This is a genomic window from Paracoccus sp. J39, assembly GCF_000518925.1.
Lineage (GTDB): Bacteria > Pseudomonadota > Alphaproteobacteria > Rhodobacterales > Rhodobacteraceae > Paracoccus.
Genome location: NZ_JAEN01000008.1, coordinates 159,525 through 176,127, shown reverse-complemented (window position 1 = coordinate 176,127; position 16,603 = coordinate 159,525). Strand labels below are relative to the sequence as shown.

Sequence of the window (16,603 nt, the reverse complement as noted above, 5' to 3'; positions counted from 1 at the left end):
TTCCGCCCCGCGGGACCGGACCGGTGAGCGGGCCGGAGAAGGCGACGGAGAAGGCGCGCGCGCCCGGGCCGGAGACGGAAGCGGAAAGGCGGCCGGAGGAGAGCCGCGGCGCCAATCCCTCGCGGCTGCGCGCCGAGATCGACGCCGGCCGGACCGGCGACAAGCTGGGCTTTCCCGACCCGGCGGCGGCGCCGCTGGGCACCGACGACGAGGCGGCGGGCACCCCGGTCAGCCNCGAGCAGCTGCGCCTGGCGCGCCGCGCCGAGCTGGCCCAGGGCGCCCGCGCCCGCCGCAACCCCGGCCCGCGCCCCCTGCCGCAGAGGCTCGCCGTCCTCGCCATCCTGCTGCTGATCATCATCACAGCCATCCTCATCCGCGCAAACAGCCAAAACTGAATCACGTCGGACGGGAGAGTCCGGGATGCAGCCGCAGCCCTGCAGGACCTGCGGAAGGACAAGACAGCCTCAAGCCGGGCGACGGCGCTGCTGGCCGTCCACCCCGGCCAGGCCTCGCATGAAACAGAGGATCCACCTCGGTGGCCGAGGCGGGCTTCAAGGCGATGATGGCGGGGAGGAGCAGATCGTCACCGGCTGGAAAACCGGCTGCAGGTGGCGGCGGCGCATGTGACGCCCGCGGGAATGCTGGCCGAGAATGCTGGCCAAGCGGCATCGCCGGATGGCCGAGCCGAATTCCGGGCGGTCGGGGGACGGCGACCCCGGCCCGGGCGCTTCGGCCTCGATCCGGCCGCCCTCGGGCGATGAACCGACCGGGTTCGCCATTCGGCCGGGCGGGGCTCAGCCCTCGTCCTCGGGCCGGCCGTCGCGCTTGTGGTGCTGGCTTTCCTGATTTTCCCCCTTGGGAGAAGGGTCGCCATCGTCGTTTTCCAGATCCTGCGGCCTGACCCGCCCTTCGGTTATCTGCCCCTGAGGATGTTTTGCGGCCTCAAGATAGGGGCGGGAATCGAAATCCTTGCCGGCATTGCTGGTATCCACGCGCTTCTCGATAATCTGGCGCTGCTGTTGACGGGTTTTCTTTCCGGTCATTCTTGCCTCCTGGATATTATATCGCTGCGTCACTTGTTTTCGCGGCCGCGCTGCCGGGGATCGACGCCGCCCTGCGGCGTGGTATCGTTCAGCACATCGCCCTCGAAGGTATTTTCGCCGCCGATCTCGGGGTCTTTGCGGTCGACGCCCTTCGAACGGCCGATACCGGGATCGTGCCGCAGATCGGCGTCCGAGGGGTGGCGGGTCTTGGGATGCTTGCTTGCCATGGCTCTTTCCTTTCCTTGCTGAAATGCCTTTTCCGGCAAAGGCGCTAACAACCGGAAAATCGCTGCATTGTTCCAGACACGCCCGTATTCCGGAAACGCCTGTGCCATTTCGCCTTGCAGGGTGCTGACGCAATGGGCAGTCCAGCCAATTTCCGCCAATGGGTTTTTGCTCATGCGTTAATTCCATAAGCGCGTGGGGGCGCCGCTCACAGGCATCAGGAGGTGAGCATGCCACATCAAACGATTCTCGCATCGGCGCTGGTTGCCGGCGTCATGACCGGCGCGGTTTTTGCAGCAGCGTCGGTGATTGCAATGCAGGCGATGGGAGTATGGATCGAACCTGCCGAGCATTAAGAGTCAGCCCCCCGTTTTAAAAGCGGGGGGCTTCCTTCGGCCGGTCCTTGAAACCCCGAAAGGCGCTGCCTGCGCGACATGGCCCTTGGCCGGGCTTTTCGTCGACGCCGGAACAAAGCCGCCGCCAGCGGGTTCAGGACCGGCCTTTCTTGCGGGAGACGGGACCATGAACCACCCAGCTTTCAGGCGCGCCGCCGCGATGCGGCCCAGAAGCATGCCGCGGGCCGGCCGGCCATGAGGGTGCTGGTGACAGGCGCGACCGGCCTGATCGGGCAGAGCGTCTGCGCCCGGCTTGCCGCCGACGGCCATGTCGTGCTGGGGGCAAGCCGCAGCGCCCGCCCGCCCGCCTTCGGCGCGGTGTCGCGATGGATCCGGGTGGATTTCGGGCAGGCGGACGATCCCGACCTCTGGCGGCCGCATCTTGAGGGGGTCGAGGCGGTGGTGAATTGCGTCGGCGTGCTGCAGGACAATGCCCGCGAGGACACGACGGCCGCCCATGCCGGCGGTGCGGCGGCGCTGTTTCGCGCCTGCGCGGCGGCCAGCATCCGGCGGGTGGTGCATTTCTCGGCCATCGGGGTGGACCGGCAGCAGGCCTCGGCCTTCTCGGCCAGCAAGCTCGAAGGCGACAGGGCGCTGATGGCGCTGGATCTGGACTGGGTGATCCTGCGGCCCTCGGTGGTGCTGGGCGGCCCGGTCTTCGGCGCCAGCGCGCTGATCCGGGGTCTGGCGGTCCTGCCGGTGCTGCCGGTGATGCCCGAGACCGGCCCCCTGCAGGTGGTGGCGCTGGAGGATGTCGTCGAGACCGTGGCCTTCGTCGTCCAGCCCGACCGGCCGGCACGGCTGGCGCTGGAACTGGCCGGGCCCGAACGGCTGTCCTTTGCCGAGGTGGTGGCGCTGCATCGCGCCTGGCTGGGCTGGCGCCCGGCCCGGGCCCTGGCGCTGCCGCGATGGGCGGCCGGGCTGCTTTACCGGCTGGGTGATCTGGCCGGCAGGCTGGGCTGGCGCCCGCCGCTGCGCAGCACCGCGCGGCGCGAGATCCGCCACGGCGCCGTCGGCGATCCGGGGCCCTGGACGCAGATCACCGGCATCCGGCCCCGCAGCCTGGCCGAGGCGCTGCGCGCACGTCCGGCCTCGGTCCAGGAACGCTGGTTCGCCGGGCTTTACCCCATCAAGCCGGTTCTGTTCGTGGTGCTGGTGCTGTTCTGGACGCTGACGGCGGTGATTTCGCTGACCACCGGCTTCGAGAACGGGCTGGAGCTGATGCATCGCGCCCGGACCGGCGCCTTGGCCGGGCCGGGCGTGGTCGCCGGGGCGCTGGCCGATCTGGCCATCGGGCTGGCCATCGCCTGGCGGCCGACGGCGCGGCGCGGGCTGTGGGCGGCGATCGGGCTGTCCTGTTTCTACATCGTCGCCGGCACGCTGCTGCTGCCCGAGCTGTGGAACGAACCGCTGGGGCCCCTGCTGAAGATCTGGCCGATCCTTGTCGCGCATTTCGTGGCGCTGGCGATCCTGGACGAACGCTGATGCTGTATCTTGGCCTGAAATACCTGCATATCATCGGCGCTTCGGTGCTGCTGGGGACCGGCGCCGGCATCGCCTTCTTCATGCTGCTGGCGCATCGCTCGGGCGACAAGGCGGTGATCGCCGGCGTGGCGCGGATCGTGGTGATCGCGGATTTCCTGTTCACCGCCACCGCCGTGGTGGCGCAGCCGCTGACCGGGCTCGCGCTGGCCTGGCATCTGGGCTACGGGCTGGGCGAGCACTGGATCGTGCTGTCCCTGCTGCTTTATCTGCTGACCGGCGCCTTCTGGCTGCCGGTGGTCTGGATGCAGATGCGGATGCGCGACCTTGCCGTGGCGGCGCTGCGCGAGGGGCAGGCGCTGCCGCCGCGCTATTTCCGGCTGTTCCGGACCTGGTTCGCCTTCGGCTTTCCGGCCTTTGCCGCCGTCCTCGGCATCTTCTGGCTGATGATCGCCCGGCCGGCGCAGCTCTGGTAGGCGGGCGGCGGTTTTCAGGAACATTCCGGCCCGCCCCCGGTTGTCCGCACCCAGCCGCCCGCGGCGGCGCTGACCGTGAACAGGAGGATGACATGGCAGATCGTTGGAGGGACGAAGACCGCAATCGCTGGGACCCGGATTATTCCGAGCGGTCCTATCGCAGCCGCTACGCCCGCGACGACGACAGCGATTATCGCGACCGGGACTATGGCCGGTCGGGGCGCTACGGCGATTATGGGCGCGGCGCCTATGGCACGCCCTACGGCGATTATTCCGGCCGGCCCGGCGGCTATGGCGGCGGCTATGGCGACGATCGCCGCCGCGGCTATGGCCGGGGCGATTACGGCGGCGCCTACGGCACCCATCGCCGGCAGGACCGGGAAGGCGGCTATGGCCGCGACGATCGCGACTGGATGGACCGCGCCGGGGACGAGGTCGCCTCGTGGTTCGGCGACGAGGAGGCCGAGCGCCGCCGCCGCCAGGACGAGCTGCGCGATTACAACGACCGCGGGCGCCGCGGCTATACCCGCGCCGACGACCGCATGGGCGAAGGCGCGCGCGGCCGGTTCCGCGACGACTGGTAACCCTATCCGCGCCGGGGACCGCCTGATTCCGGCGGTCCCCACCAGCCCGATGTTCTGCCGCAGGGACCATGACAGCGCACGGGTCTGCAGGCGTCCGCCATGGCGCTGCCTGCGGCTTGGCCATGCCGGCCGCGCCGGGGAACATTCCACGCGCTTGCGAGTTGGTTCGGGTCCGGTGGGTTCGGGCGGGCAGATCGTGATCACGGGGGCAGGCCGCGGCTGGTTCCGGGATGCGACCAGTGCGCCCGCAGAAGGGGGGTGAAGGTTGCGCATTCTCGTTGTCGAGGACGATTATTTCCTGGCGGAACAGCTGACGACCGAGATCCTTGAGCTGGGCGATTCCGTCGTGGGTCCATTTGCGGACGTGCATGACGCCATTCTCTGCGACGACCGGATCGAGGCCGCCATCCTCGACGTGAAACTGGGCGACGAGACCTCTTTCTGCATCGCCGATTCCCTGAAGAGCTCCGGCATCCCCTTTCTGTTTCTGACCGGCGGCCATCACGAGCTCGTGCCGCCGCGGTTCCGCGATGCCCGGATCTACAGCAAGCCCAGCCACGCCCGGCCGATGCTGCATGACCTGCATGCCCAACACGACCGCCTGCCCGCCCGGCCTTCGGAATCGATCGAAACCATCGTGGTCGACATGCTGGTGCAGGCGCAGCGGGTGATGCCGGACAGGGCCTCGGCCGAGCGGCTGGTCGAGGCGGCGCTGAAATCCGCCGTCGCGATGACCGAGCGGGGACAGGCCGAGCAGGAGCTGAAAGCGTGGCTTCTGCGGCTGCTCGGGAAGGAATATGCGAAACGGCGCAGGCGTCACCTGAACTGATCCGTTGCCCGCCTTGCGGCGGGGTTCACCCGCCCATGGCCTGCGCGAGCTTTTCCATATCGACCGGCTTGTCCAGCCGCAGGATGCCCGCGAAGCGGTCGGGCAGGGCGGATTGGTCGTAGCCGGTCACGAACACGAACCGCACCCCCCGCTCGATCAGCAGGTCGGCTGCGGGAAAGGCGGCTTCTCCGTGCAGGTTCACGTCAAGAAGCGCGCCGTCCAGCCGCTTTTCGGCTCTGATCAGCGCCATCGCGTCCTGAAGCGTTCCCGCCCACCCGACCACGATGGCGCCGGCCCGTTCCAGTTCACCCCGAAGCTCGGCCGCAAGCAGGAATTCGTCCTCGACCACAAGGATGCGGCGGGCCTTGAGCAGGGGTTCAGTCATGCCGGTCCGGCTCCGTCGTGCTGGCAGAGACCGGGATCGAGATGGTGCAATGCACGCCGTCCGGTCCGAAGCTGTAGGAGGTCCGGGCGCTGAGCTGATAGGGCAGGGCGCGCTCGATCAGTTCGCGGCCCTGGCCGTTGCCATGCGGACCCGCGCCCGAAGGCGGCATCCTGACCCCGCTTTCGCGCCAGTCGATATGCAGCCAGGGCTTGTCCTGCCCGCCCTGCGGCTGAAGCCGCCAGCTTACCGCAAGCCGGCCCGCCGGCTGACCCAGCGCGCCGTATTTGACCGCGTTGGTCGCCAGCTCATGCAGCGCCAGGGCCAGAATCTGCACGGTCGAGGAGCGCAGGCGGACGCCCGGCGGTCCGTGCAGCACCACCCGCCCGGAGGCGCTGCCCATGGCGGAAAGCTCGGTCCGGATCAGGTCGTCGAAGGTCACGCGGTCATGTTCCTCCAGCCGCGACAGCAGGCCCTGGACCCGGGCCAGCGCCGCCAGGCGGTCGTGGAACCGCTCGCGGAAATCGGCCAGGTCGGTGCTGGTGCGCGCGATCTTGTCGGCCATCGAGCGGACCACGCCCATCAGATTGCGGGTCCGGTGCTGCAATTCGGCGACAAGGACCTTCTGCCGCTCCTGCAATTCGCGCAGCTCGTGGATGTCGGTCGAGGTGCCGAGCCATTCGACGATCATGCCGGATTCGTCGCGGACGGGCGTGGCGCGGGTCTGGAACCAGCGGTATTGCCGGGTCGCGGCATGGCGGATGCGGCCCTCCATCTCAAGATGGCCGGTGCGCACGGCGGCGTTCCAGAAATGCATGGCCTTGTCCCGGTCGTCGGGATGCAGCGCGTCCAGCCAGCCCAGCCCGGCGCTGTCCTCGCTGCTCAGGCTGGTATGGTCGGTCCATTGCGGGCTGGACCAGGTCCAGTGCCCGCCGCCGATGGCGCGCCAGACCAGCTGGGGGATCCCCTCCATGAGCGTTTGCAGGCGCAGCCCCGCCTTGTGCAGCTGCGTCAGGTCGTGGCCGATGCCGCCGATCAACGTCACCCGCTCGGCGGTGTTGGTGATCGGAAAGACGGTGCTGCGCAGCCAGCGGGTGGTGCCGTCGTTCTGCCTGCGGATGCGATAGTCGAAGGTGACGTGCCGGCCCAGGCGGGTCTGGCGCATGGCATGGCTGGCCTTGCGCCGGTCCTCGGCCGCGATCATCCTGATCCAGGCGCGGTAATTGTCGCCCGCCTGCGCGGCGTCGCGCCCCAGCCCGTAGATGGTCTCGAAGGCGGGGGTGAGATATTGCCATTGCAGGGTTTTCGCGTCGCGTATCCACAAGATGTCATGCGAGGCCTCTCCGAACCGGCGCAGCCGCTCCTCGCTGGCGCGCAGCCGGTCCTCGGCCTGCACCCGCTCGACCAGATCGGCCGCCAGCCGCACCAGCAGGTCCAGGAAGCGCAGCTCGCGCTCGCTGGGCCGGTGCGGCCGGCGCCAATGGGTCGAGAGCATGCCGAGCACCGTGCCGCGATGGGTCCGCAGCGGCGTGGACTGCACGGCGCGCAGCCCCGAGCGGCGATAGGCCCCCACCTCGGCCGGATCGTCGATCAGCGGTTCCAGATCCGCCATCACCACCCTGTCGCCGCTGTGATAGGCCCGTCCGCAGGAACTGGCGCCATCCATGCCGACCCATTCCCAGAACCGGGCGGATTCGGGGTGAAATCCGCGATGGGCCAGCAGTTTCAGCTGGCCGTGTTCATGGTCCAGCACCTGGATGCTGGCGGCATCCGAACGCATCAGCACCGCCGCCGCCTGGACGATGCGGTCATAAAGCGCCTGCGGCGACTTGGCGCCGACCAGATCCCTCACCACGGCGTGCAGCTCCTCCATCGCCTGCAGGTCCTCGGCCAGCTGCGCCTCGTTGCCGCGCAAGGCCGCCTCGGCATACATGCGCGAGATGATGATGGCCGCGGTCTGGGTCAGCGCCGCGGCAAGCTCGCGATCCCGGGCCGTGGGCTCGCGCGGCTCGGCGAAATACATTGCCAGAGCGCCCACGAGCTGCCCCGAGGCGGTCTCGACCGGAAAGAACCAGCAGGCGCGATAGCCGAAGTCGCGCGCCAGCCAGATCCAGGGCCGCCAGCGCGGTTCCCGGGTGACGTCGGGCGTGATGACCGGCTGGCCGCTGGCGAAGGCCAGTCCGCAGGCAAGCGACTCGGGCGAGACCTCGAAGCCGTTCACCCGCTCGGCATAGCCGTCGGTCATGCCGACGACATGGTGCAGCGTCGCGCTTTCAAGATCGGCAAGGTAAAAGGCGCATCGCAGCGCCCCCTTTTCCTGCTCGACCGCCGCCGCGACAAGGATGCCCAGAGAGACGTCCAGCGCCGCGCCGTCCATGGCGGCGCGGAACGCCTCCTTTTGCGCGGCCAGCCAGTTCTGGTTCCGGCGGCGGGTTTCCTCGCTGGCCTGCAGGGCGGCCTCGGCCTGCTTGCGTTCGGTCACGTCCACGAAGACGTTGATCGCCCCCGCCAGCCGGCCGTCATCGTCGTAAAGCGGGTCGATGCTGGCATGGGTGACCAGCCGGGCACCGCCGGGCTGTTCGAGGACGATTTCGAGGTTGCGGGCGCTGCGCCCGTCGCGCAGGGCTTCGGCCATCGGGCTGTCCTCGGGCCGCAGCGGCGCGCCGTCGGCGGTCCACAGCCGGAACGATCCGCAGAACCGCTCGCCGGCATCGTCGAGCCGCGGCGCCCGCCCCCACAGCTCGGCGGCGCGGCGGTTGAAGAAGGTCAGCCGGCCCTCGGCATCGCAGGTGTAGACGGCGGCGGGCATCAGCGAGAGAAGCTTGCTGACGCGCTGCTCGCTCTGGCGCAGGATGATTTGCGCCCCCGCCCGCTCGGCCGCGGCCCGCGCTCTCTCCGCCACCTCGGCGGCCAGCTTCACCTCGGCCGGGGTCCAGTCGCGCGGCGCGCCGTGTTCGAGGACCAGATTGGCCGCCTCCCGGCCGTGCCGGAGCAGCGGGACCACCAGCAGTGCCCGGGTTCCGGTGGCCAGAAAAGCCCGGCGCGCCTCGGCCCCGATGCGGGGATCCTGCGCGATATCGGCCAGCGCGACCGGCTTGCCCTGCCGAAGCCGCTCGCCCATCCGGCCCGCCAGCCGCGCCCCGCCATCGCCCTGCCGGTCATCGCCCTGCCGGCCGGGGCATCCGGGCGGGCATGTGTCCCGGCGTTGCGCGCATCGTTCGGCGCCGCGACCTCGCGATAGGCGGCGCGATCCGCGCCGAGGCGTTCCGCCAGCAGGCGCGCCGCCGTTTCCTGGATTTCCGCGGCATCCGGAATCGCCGCCAGCGCATCGCTGAGACGGAGCAGGAACGCCTGACGTCCTTCCTTCATGCGCAGCCTTCCCTCCATGTCTGGCGACCCCGCGCGCGGATGCGCGCAAACATGGTTCCTGGACGATCAAGGTCGCGGGAAGCGGATTTCTGACAACGCGCCCGGCATGCATCCGTTCCTTGGCCGCGCGAAAACCCTCTCCCGTCCGATGGAAAGCCGCCCGCCGCGGACAGGAACAGGTGCCGCGCCGCCGAATGCCAGCGGCTAGAACCCTCCGCCGAGAAAGCGGAGATCGGACACGGTATCCACGTCCGCGGCGCTTTCCTCGCCGATCTCCAGCAGGTCCTCGGCCGGCAGGCGGGCGATGAAATCGCGCGCGCCCGCATCGGCCCGGGCGCTTTCCCGCGCGGCCCGATAGGACGAGGCGTAAAGCAGCACCGGCGGCAGGCGGCGCCCGGCCGAGCGGCAGGCGCTGTTCCTGCGCCTGGCCAGCAATTCGCCCAGCAGGCCGGCGGTTATCGCCGGCATGTCGCCCAGGCAGATCAGCGCCCTTTCCGCCGACATCTTTTCCGCAAGCCCGACAGCGGCGCGAAAGGACCGGGCCATCGATTGCAAGGGCGGGACATGCCGGACGACGAATCCGGGCGGCAAGGCGGCCTCGACCTCGTGCGAGGACACGATCGCCGCGACCCTCTGGCAGGCGGAATCCTGCAGCGCGCTTGCGGACCAGTGCACAAGCGGCCTGCCCCGCAAGGGGGCAAGCAATTTGTCGCCGGGGCCGAAGCGGCGGGACGCGCCAGCCGCCAGAAGGATGCCGACCGTGCGGACCGGCCTGTCGAGAACCATGGCTTTGCTGCCTGTTTCGGGACGGTGCGGACCGGCTTCGCTCTGCGACATGGCCTGTCACCGCCCGCGCGGGCGGGCGCGGATTCTGCCGGCTGCGGCAAAGGTGGCCGGCAGGTGAAGCCGGTCCAGCCGGTAGAAATCGGCCAGGCTGTCGGCCAGCAGGCGCAGGGCGGCGTCCGGCCCGATATCGCCCCGGCCGGCGCATTCGGGCGCCAGCGCCGCCTCCAGCCGGGCCAGTCGGGCGCGTTCCAGCGACAGCTCATGCGCCAGCAGCGCCTTGCGCAGGCGGCCCGCCCCGCCGTTGCGGGGCAGGCGTTTCCTGAGGCCGCGCGCCAGCCGCAGATGCAGCCGCGCCGGCCAGGGCACGGCCCGTTCCAGCCGCCCCAGCGCGCCGGGTTCGACGCCGATCCCCCGCGCGGCAAGGAACAGGGCCGCGAGAAGCAGGCAGACATCGCCCTTCTGCCGGTCCTGGAAATGCAGGCATTCCGCCTTGACGCCGGGCTCGGCATAGACGGCGAGCGCGAAGCGCCAGAGCGCCCCTTCCCCTGTCGTCCCGGCATTGCGCGCCTGCTGCCGCATGGGTCAGATCTTTCCCGCCAGTCTCATCAGGGCCGCGGCGATCGCCTCGGGTGCCTCCAGCGGGGTAAAATGCCGCAAATCGGGCAGAATCTCCAGCGTGGCGCCCGGAATCGCCTCGGCCATGGCCCGCGCCATTTCCGGGGGCGTGGCGTAGTCGTGTTCGCCCACCACGATGGCCGTGGGAAGGTCGAAACGCGGCAAGCCCGCACGCAGGTCCGCCGCGCCCAGCATCCGGCAGGTGGCCAGATAGCTGGCGACGTCGTTGGCCATGAAGGTCGCGACGGCCTGCTCCACGACCTCGGGGCTGCGGGTGATGAAGGCCGGGCTGAACCAGCGGCTTTTCTGGAAGCCGACCAGCGCGTCCAGCCCCTCGGTCACGGCCTTCATGCCGCGCTCTTCCCAGGCGGCCGGCGCATTCTCGCCATACCAGGCGGTGGTGTCGATCAGTCCCAGCGCCCGGACCCGGCCGGCGTGGCGGGTGGCGAAGGCCAGCGCGACGCAGCCGCCCATCGAGGCGCCGGCGACCAGGGCGCCCTGCCACCCCAGCTCCTCCATGACCTCGGCGAGGTCGTCGGCGAATTGCTCGACGGTGAAGGGGCCGGGGGATCTGGTCGAGCGGCCGTGCCCGCGGCAGTCGATGGCCAGCACCGCCACGTCCTCGGGCAGGCAGGCGACCACCGCGTCCCAGAAGGCGCCGTCCATCGCCAGCGAATGGACCAGCGCCATCCGCGTCGTGCCGGCGGGATTGGCAAGCCGCCAGGCAAGGCTTGCGCCGTCGCGCAGCGGCGTCGTGCCCTGCCGGGCGGCGGGCGTGGTCATGGCGTCCATGGTCTCTCTCCTTTGTCATGTCGAAGGCTGTTTGCGAGGGCGGGCAGGCCCGCGTCCGGCGTCTGCCGGGGATCCTGCGGCAGGGTGCGCGCCACCGCCTGGATCTTTCGGGCCATCCATTTATGCGAGGGCAGGGACGAGCGCGGCTGGCTCCAGACCAGGTCCGAGCGGACCGACAGCCCCTCGACCGGCGCTTCGGTGATGTGCAGCGCGGATGTGTCGAACATGGGCAGCATCCGTTCCAGCATCAGCGCCAGCAGATTCGTATGCGCCACGATGGCCGGCGCCGCGACGAACTGGTGGGCCGTGGCGAAGATGTTCCGCTGGATGCCCCGTTCGGCCAGCAGCTGGTCGACCCGGCTCGTCTCGCCGAAGCCCGGCTTCACGGCGAGATGCTCCGCCTGCAGGAATTCATCCAACGTCAGCGGCCCCTGCGCCAGCGGATGGCCGCGGCGCATCATGCAGACATAGCGGTCATGGAACAGCGGCGCGCGCGAAAAGCGGCGCGGCAGATGCGGGATCACCCCGATGGCGAAGTCGATGGCGTTACGGTCCAGCATCTCGACCAGCTGCGCATTGCTGTGCGATTCGGCCAGGACGCGGATATTGGGGGCCGTTTCGGCCAGATGGGCCAGCAGCGCCGGCAGCAGCACCGCCGAGGCGTTCTCGGATACCGCCAGGGTGAACACCCAGGGCATGTCCTGCGGCTGGAAATCCTGCGGGACCAGGATATTCTCGATCTGGCGCAAGGCTTCGCTCAGCGGGGCGGCCAGCTCCTGCGACCGGGCCGTGGGCTGCATGGCGCTGCCGACCCGGACGAACAGCGGATCGTTGAACAGCTGGCGCAGCCGGTTCAGCGCATTGCTGGTGGCCGGTTGCGACATCCCCAGCCGCGCGGCGGCCTTGCTGACGGAGTTCTCGGCCAGCAGCGCATCCATGACCACCAGCAGCCGCATCTCGATCGAGGCCAAATTCACCGACATGATAGTGCTCTCCCGGATTTGAATTTGCCAAGCCGCGTCACTTCGCAATACTGTCATACATACATACCGTAGTATGCGAATGCAATATTGTCGTCAGAGGATGAATTATGCGACCGTTCCCGCGCAGGGAATCGAGTCGCGCTGTGAGCCGCGAACAGCGCGGTGAGTCTCGAGATCCAGGGAGGAGAATGTGAACAATACCAGATGCGCCCTCGTCGCTGCGGCGATCATCGCTGCGGGCAGCGCCGCCACGGCCGAGACCTGGCGCCACGGCGTCGTCGAGGCCAAGGGCGATGCCGGCATCCTTTTCATGCCGGTGCGCTTCGGCGAGAAATACGGCGTCGAGATCGACATGGTGCAATTCGTGAGCAGCACCGTGCCGGTCAAGGCCCTGCTGGCCGGAGAGGTCGACAGCTATTCCACCTCGCCCCTGGTCGGCATCGCCGCCATGGCCGAGGGGGCGCCGCTGCGCTTTGTCGGCTGCAACTGGCCGGGCATGACCTACAACATCTATGCCAAGTCCGACATCACCTCGGTCGAGCAGCTCAGGGGCCGGTCGCTGGGCGTGTCGGGGCCGGGCTCCTCGCCCGACCTCTTCGCCCGCGAGGTCCTGCATGCCAGCGGCGTCGATCCCGCCGAGGTGCAATTCGCCAATGCCGGCGGGGGCGGCGACCGTTTCCGCGCCGTCGTGGCGGGCATCGTCGAGGCGACCGCGACCTCCAGCGAATACGAGGAGGAGGCCGGGCGGCAGAACGTGAACGTGATCGCGCGCGCGCCGGAGGTGACCCCGAACATGCTGCGCAACTGCATCGTGACCACGCAAAAGGCCATCGACACCAAGGGCGAGGCGCTGGTGCGCTTCCTTGCCGCGCAGATGGAGGGGCATGCCTATGCGATGGAGCATCCCGACGAGACCTATGCGCTGGCCCGCGAGATCGCGCATCTGCCCGAGGACGACACCGGCCCGGAATTCATCTTCAAGGAGGTCGTGCAGTACTCCGCGGTGACGCCGGAGCTGGAGATGGATGTGGGGAAGCTGCAATGGAACGTGGACATGATGCAGCGCAACGGGCGCATCCAGAACACCTTCGACATCACCGAATTCGTCGATGACGGCCCGCGCCAGCAGGCCCTCGAACTTGTGAAGCAGCAGTAGCGCCTTCACGCAGAAACCGGAGACTGCTGTATGTCCCATGTCGAACTGAAAAACGTATCGAAGACCTTCGCATTGCGGTCGGGGGGAACCTCCCGCACCACCCGGGCGCTGGACAACCTGTCGCTGAACATCAACCGGGGCGAGATCATCGCCCTGGCCGGTCCCAGCGGATGCGGCAAGACGACCGCGCTGCGCATCATCATGGGGCTGGAAGAGGCGTCCAGCGGCTCGATCCGCGTCGCGGGCAAGGAAATCTCGGGCTGCGGGCTGGACCGCGGCATGGTGTTCCAGCATGCCGAGCTGCTGCCCTGGCGCTCGGCCGTGGACAATATCCGCTTCGCGCTGGAGGCCAAGGGCATCCCGCCGCACGAGATCGCCGAGCGGGCCGAGCGGTTCATCAATCTGGTCGGGCTGGGGCACGCCATGCACCACCGTCCGCACCAGCTTTCGGGCGGGATGAAGCAGCGGGTCGGCATCGCCCGGGCGCTGGCCATCGATCCCGAGGTGCTGCTGATGGACGAGCCCTTCGGCGCGCTGGATTCCCAGACCCGGGAAACCCTGCAGATGGAGCTGCTGGACATCCACCAGCGCACCGGCAAGACGATCATCTTCGTCACCCATGACCTGGACGAGGCGGTGCTGCTGGCCGACCGGATCGCGGTCATGGTCCAGGGCCACCTGCGCGAGGTCATCGACGTGAACATCGAACGGCCGCGCAACGACATGCGCGCCATCCGCAGTTCCGAGGAATTCACCCGCAAGCGCCAACTGGCCTGGGATGCGCTGCATGGCTATCGCGACGAGGGCGATGCCGCGCCCCGGCCCGCCACGTCCACCGCAGCGCCCCTCCGGGCCTTCGCCTGAGAGGCAGCACCATGACCATGTCAAGCTATCACGAACCGACCGTCGCCAAGAAAACCGGCTTTTCCGCCAGAAGCCTGCCGAGCTGGTCGATCACCCTGATCTCGGTTTCCACGCTGCTCGTCATATGGGAGCTGTGCAGCCCCTGGATCAACCCGCTGTTCGGGTCCTATCCCTCGCAGATCTTCCGGTCCTTCATCGTCATGATGCAGAACGGAACGCTGGTGAAGGCCTTCGTCCAGAGCATCCAGCCCTTCCTGGTGGGCTACGGGCTCGCCGCGCTTCTGGGCATTCCCATCGGCCTGCTGCTGGGGCGATACCGGGTGCTGGACGCCGCTTTCGGCATCTATGTCACGGCGGGCTACGCGACGCCGATGATCGCGCTTGTGCCGCTGCTGATGGTCTGGTTCGGGCTGGGCTTCGCCGTGAAGGTGGTGATCATCTTCCTGCTGGCCTTCTTCCCGGTCTGCATCAACACCTGCGCCGGGGTGAAGGCGGTGCCGAAGACCCTGATCGAGGTCGGGACCGCCTTCTGCGCCTCGCAGTCCAAGATCATGCGGCAGATCGTGCTGCCGGCGACCCTGCCCTATATCATGGCCGGGCTGCGGCTGGCGGTGGGCAAGGCGGTCATCGCCATGATCATCGCCGAATTCCTGACCGCGCTGTCGGGTCTGGGCGGCATCATCATCCATGCCGCGAACAGCTTCCGCACCGCCGAGATGTTCGTGCCCATCCTGCTGGTGATGGTCCTGGCCATCGTGCTCGAGAAGCTGCTGGCCCTGCTCGAGCGGATCGTGGCGCCCTGGCAGCGCGAGATCGCGGCCGGCGGCCACTAGATCCCTGCCGCCCGGCGCCCCTGCGCCGCCCCCTGCCGACCCGGCGCATCCAGGGTCGGCAGGCCCATTCCAGACCCAGCAGACGGTCCATCTGAACCATGGCGAAATCCCGTTTCCAGCCGCCCCGCCCGCCGGGCAGGTCGCCCCGCAACGTCCTGCTCGCCCTGGCGCTGGGGGTCTGCGGCGGCGCGGCCTTCTTCTACCTGCATCTGCCGCTTGCCTGGATGATGGGGTCGCTGGCCTTCTGCCTGCTGGGCAGCCTGGCGGGCCTGCCGCTTCACATGCCGCGCAACATCCGCCCGGTGATGCTGGCGCTGATCGGGGTGCTGCTGGGCTCGAACTTCGATCCCTCGCTTTTCGACCGGATCGAGTCATGGTTCGTCAGCCTGTCCTTCCTGGGCCTGTTCATCATCGCCGGCGCGACGCTGTGCTACCTGTTCCTGCGCCACGTCGCCCGGTTGCCGCTGCCAACCGCCTTCTTCGGTGCCCTGCCCGGCGGGCTGGCCGAGATGGCCGCCTTCGGCGAAAGCGTGGGGGGCGACATCCGCAAGATCATCCTGCTGCAATCCTTCCGCATCCTCATCGTCGTGCTGACCCTGCCGGCGGTGCTGTGGTTGGTGCTGGGCGTCTGGCCCGCGCCGCTGGTCGATGCCGGGTCGCAGGCGGCATGGTGGCCCGGGGCGGCGGAAAGCCTGTGGCTGCTGGTCACGGCCGGGGTCGGCTGGAGGCTGGCCCTGCTGCTGCGCCTGCATTCGCCGGCCCTGATCGGCCCCATGCTGCTGAGCGCGGTGATCCATCTGACCGGGATCAGCGCCTTCCATCCGCCGCTGCTGTTCATCGCCGGCGCGCAGCTGGTGATGGGCACCTCGCTCGGCAGCGGCTTCGCGGGCATGAAGCACCGCGATTTCGGCACCAGCATCCTTTGCGCCGGGGCGACCACCTCGATCCTGATCCTGCTGGGCCTGGCCTTCGCGTGGGTCCTGGTGCAGCTGACCGGCCTGCCGCTGGTGGACCTGATGCTGGCCTTCGCGCCCGGCGGGCTGTCCGAAACCAGCCTTGTCGCCCTGTCGTTGCAGGCGACGGTATCCTTCATCGCCGTGCACCATGTGGTGCGCGTCTTCCTGATCACGCTGCTTGCGCCCCTCTTCTATCTGCGGGTCGGCGGCGGCCTGAAACAACAAGGGCGGGGTGACTGACGTGCAAAGACTGATCGTCGCGATTACCGGGGCGTCCGGGGTGATCTACGGGATCCGCGCGCTGGAGCTTCTGCGCGCGCTGCCCGATATCGAGACCCACCTGGTCATGTCGCCCTCGGCGGTGCGGACCGCCCGCGAGGAGGTGGACCTGGAGCCCGACGCGATCCGCGCGCTGGCCGATTGCTGCTACAGCTACAAGGACATCGGCGCCGCGATCTCGTCGGGGTCGTTCCGCACCATGGGAATGCTGATCGCCCCGGCCTCGATCAAGACGCTGAGCGGCATCGCGAACAGCTACAACGAGGAGCTGATCGTCCGGGCGGCCGATGTCTGCCTGAAGGAGCGGCGGCGGGTCGTGCTGCTGCTGCGCGAGACGCCGCTGCATGCGGGCCATATCGCGCTGATGCAGCAGGCGACGCTGAACGGGGCGATCATCATGCCGCCGACGCCGGCCTTCTATACCCGGCCGCGGACGATAGACGACATCGTGACGCAAAGCGTCGCGCGCGCGCTGGACCTGTTCGGCATCGACCTTGCCGTCACCCGCCGCTGGGGCGAAGCCTCGGCCGAAGAATAGGAGACCGCGGCCTTGC

19 protein-coding genes are annotated in these 16,603 nt (G+C 68.9%); 11 read left to right on the top strand and 8 right to left on the bottom strand.

The genetic code is table 11. From position 1 onward, the window contains the following. Positions 1-395: hypothetical protein (locus L632_RS22480; protein WP_371255976.1), on the top strand; the 395-nt coding region annotated here is incomplete at its 5' end. 399 nt (positions 396-794) lie between these two features. On the opposite strand, the gene L632_RS0110260 is transcribed toward L632_RS22480, so the two are convergent. Both L632_RS0110260 and L632_RS24880 read right to left on the bottom strand, forming a co-directional pair. After that, positions 795-1,043: a hypothetical protein gene (locus L632_RS0110260; protein WP_028712655.1), complete on the bottom strand. Its 249-nt coding sequence runs from the start codon at positions 1,041-1,043 to the stop codon at positions 795-797. 29 nt (positions 1,044-1,072) lie between these two features. Then, positions 1,073-1,444 (bottom strand): hypothetical protein, encoded by a 372-nt coding sequence (locus tag L632_RS24880; RefSeq protein WP_232215681.1) that lies wholly within the window; start codon positions 1,442-1,444, stop codon positions 1,073-1,075. 54 nt (positions 1,445-1,498) lie between these two features. Here L632_RS24880 and L632_RS25070 point away from each other — a divergent pair, with 54 nt between their 5' ends. The 5 genes from L632_RS25070 (at position 1,499) to L632_RS0110235 (ending at position 5,034) form a co-directional block, all read left to right on the top strand. Next, entirely contained in the window at positions 1,499-1,624 is a 126-nt protein-coding gene (locus L632_RS25070; RefSeq protein WP_256380434.1) for a hypothetical protein, read from the top strand. A 246-nt stretch (positions 1,625-1,870) separates the two neighbouring features. Next, positions 1,871-3,148 (top strand): SDR family oxidoreductase, encoded by a 1,278-nt coding sequence (locus L632_RS0110250; RefSeq protein ID WP_232220963.1) that lies wholly within the window; start codon positions 1,871-1,873, stop codon positions 3,146-3,148. Then, positions 3,148-3,621 (top strand): DUF2269 domain-containing protein, encoded by a 474-nt coding sequence (locus L632_RS0110245; RefSeq protein ID WP_028712658.1) that lies wholly within the window; start codon positions 3,148-3,150, stop codon positions 3,619-3,621. Before L632_RS0110250 ends, L632_RS0110245 begins: the two co-directional genes overlap by 1 nt. Before the next feature lie 92 nt (positions 3,622-3,713). Then, entirely contained in the window at positions 3,714-4,205 is a 492-nt protein-coding gene (locus tag L632_RS23495) for an SWFGD domain-containing protein (RefSeq protein ID WP_028716757.1), read from the top strand. A 265-nt stretch (positions 4,206-4,470) separates the two neighbouring features. Then, positions 4,471-5,034, top strand: a complete 564-nt coding sequence (locus tag L632_RS0110235; RefSeq protein ID WP_028712660.1) for a response regulator — start codon at positions 4,471-4,473, stop codon at positions 5,032-5,034. A 25-nt stretch (positions 5,035-5,059) separates the two neighbouring features. Here L632_RS0110235 and L632_RS0110230 read toward each other — a convergent pair whose 3' ends face one another. The 6 genes from L632_RS0110230 to L632_RS22460 all read right to left on the bottom strand — a co-directional run bounded on the left by L632_RS0110230 (position 5,060) and on the right by L632_RS22460 (position 11,961). Further along, positions 5,060-5,419, bottom strand: coding sequence for a response regulator (locus tag L632_RS0110230; protein ID WP_028712661.1), 360 nt, complete (start codon positions 5,417-5,419; stop codon positions 5,060-5,062). Further along, positions 5,412-8,897 carry a GAF domain-containing protein gene (locus tag L632_RS23490; RefSeq protein WP_084648089.1) on the bottom strand — a complete coding sequence of 1,162 codons (3,486 nt, stop codon included), beginning with the start codon at positions 8,895-8,897 and terminating at the stop codon, positions 5,412-5,414. The genes L632_RS0110230 and L632_RS23490 overlap by 8 nt, the downstream gene beginning before the upstream one ends. A gap of 92 nt (positions 8,898-8,989) precedes the next feature. Next, entirely contained in the window at positions 8,990-9,571 is a 582-nt protein-coding gene (locus L632_RS0110215; protein ID WP_028712662.1) for an NTP transferase domain-containing protein, read from the bottom strand. A gap of 57 nt (positions 9,572-9,628) precedes the next feature. Further along, the gene (locus tag L632_RS23485; protein WP_051476425.1) at positions 9,629-10,150 is read right to left on the bottom strand and encodes a TIGR02444 family protein; all 522 of its coding nucleotides are present in this window, start codon (positions 10,148-10,150) and stop codon (positions 9,629-9,631) included. A 3-nt stretch (positions 10,151-10,153) separates the two neighbouring features. Then, positions 10,154-10,978 carry an alpha/beta fold hydrolase gene (locus L632_RS0110205; RefSeq protein ID WP_232215683.1) on the bottom strand — a complete coding sequence of 275 codons (825 nt, stop codon included), beginning with the start codon at positions 10,976-10,978 and terminating at the stop codon, positions 10,154-10,156. Beyond that, complete coding sequence (locus L632_RS22460; protein WP_084648088.1) at positions 10,966-11,961, bottom strand: LysR family transcriptional regulator; 996 nt, start codon at positions 11,959-11,961, stop codon at positions 10,966-10,968. The genes L632_RS0110205 and L632_RS22460 overlap by 13 nt, the downstream gene beginning before the upstream one ends. 190 nt (positions 11,962-12,151) lie before the next feature. On the opposite strand from L632_RS22460, the gene L632_RS0110195 reads away from it, so the two are divergent. From L632_RS0110195 to L632_RS0110175, 5 genes are all read left to right on the top strand, one after another. Further along, complete coding sequence (locus L632_RS0110195; protein WP_028712663.1) at positions 12,152-13,117, top strand: ABC transporter substrate-binding protein; 966 nt, start codon at positions 12,152-12,154, stop codon at positions 13,115-13,117. A gap of 30 nt (positions 13,118-13,147) precedes the next feature. Next, positions 13,148-13,981 carry an ABC transporter ATP-binding protein gene (locus L632_RS22455; protein WP_051416204.1) on the top strand — a complete coding sequence of 278 codons (834 nt, stop codon included), beginning with the start codon at positions 13,148-13,150 and terminating at the stop codon, positions 13,979-13,981. An 11-nt stretch (positions 13,982-13,992) separates the two neighbouring features. After that, entirely contained in the window at positions 13,993-14,814 is an 822-nt protein-coding gene (locus L632_RS0110185; RefSeq protein WP_036697895.1) for an ABC transporter permease, read from the top strand. Positions 14,815-14,912: 98 nt separating this feature from the next. Continuing rightward, entirely contained in the window at positions 14,913-16,010 is a 1,098-nt protein-coding gene (locus L632_RS22450) for an AbrB family transcriptional regulator (protein ID WP_051476424.1), read from the top strand. 1 nt (position 16,011) lies between these two features. Next, positions 16,012-16,587 (top strand): UbiX family flavin prenyltransferase, encoded by a 576-nt coding sequence (locus L632_RS0110175; RefSeq protein WP_028712665.1) that lies wholly within the window; start codon positions 16,012-16,014, stop codon positions 16,585-16,587. Positions 16,588-16,603 lie beyond the last annotated feature (16 nt).

What these genes read in the sequence shown, in the direction of transcription:
- L632_RS0110260 (WP_028712655.1), bottom strand. Translation starts at nt 1,043, where the DNA reads ATGACCGGAAAGAAAACCCGTCAACAGCAGCGCCAGATTATCGAGAAG.
- L632_RS24880 (WP_232215681.1), bottom strand. Translation starts at nt 1,444, where the DNA reads ATGAGCAAAAACCCATTGGCGGAAATTGGCTGGACTGCCCATTGCGTC.
- L632_RS25070 (WP_256380434.1), top strand. Translation starts at nt 1,499, where the DNA reads ATGCCACATCAAACGATTCTCGCATCGGCGCTGGTTGCCGGCGTCATG.
- L632_RS0110245 (WP_028712658.1), top strand. Translation starts at nt 3,148, where the DNA reads ATGCTGTATCTTGGCCTGAAATACCTGCATATCATCGGCGCTTCGGTG.
- L632_RS23495 (WP_028716757.1), top strand. Translation starts at nt 3,714, where the DNA reads ATGGCAGATCGTTGGAGGGACGAAGACCGCAATCGCTGGGACCCGGAT.
- L632_RS0110230 (WP_028712661.1), bottom strand. Translation starts at nt 5,419, where the DNA reads ATGACTGAACCCCTGCTCAAGGCCCGCCGCATCCTTGTGGTCGAGGAC.
- L632_RS23490 (WP_084648089.1), bottom strand. Translation starts at nt 8,897, where the DNA reads ATGCATGCCGGGCGCGTTGTCAGAAATCCGCTTCCCGCGACCTTGATC.
- L632_RS0110215 (WP_028712662.1), bottom strand. Translation starts at nt 9,571, where the DNA reads ATGGTTCTCGACAGGCCGGTCCGCACGGTCGGCATCCTTCTGGCGGCT.
- L632_RS23485 (WP_051476425.1), bottom strand. Translation starts at nt 10,150, where the DNA reads ATGCGGCAGCAGGCGCGCAATGCCGGGACGACAGGGGAAGGGGCGCTC.
- L632_RS0110205 (WP_232215683.1), bottom strand. Translation starts at nt 10,978, where the DNA reads ATGGACGCCATGACCACGCCCGCCGCCCGGCAGGGCACGACGCCGCTG.
- L632_RS22460 (WP_084648088.1), bottom strand. Translation starts at nt 11,961, where the DNA reads ATGTCGGTGAATTTGGCCTCGATCGAGATGCGGCTGCTGGTGGTCATG.
- L632_RS22455 (WP_051416204.1), top strand. Translation starts at nt 13,148, where the DNA reads ATGTCCCATGTCGAACTGAAAAACGTATCGAAGACCTTCGCATTGCGG.
- L632_RS0110185 (WP_036697895.1), top strand. Translation starts at nt 13,993, where the DNA reads ATGACCATGTCAAGCTATCACGAACCGACCGTCGCCAAGAAAACCGGC.
- L632_RS22450 (WP_051476424.1), top strand. Translation starts at nt 14,913, where the DNA reads ATGGCGAAATCCCGTTTCCAGCCGCCCCGCCCGCCGGGCAGGTCGCCC.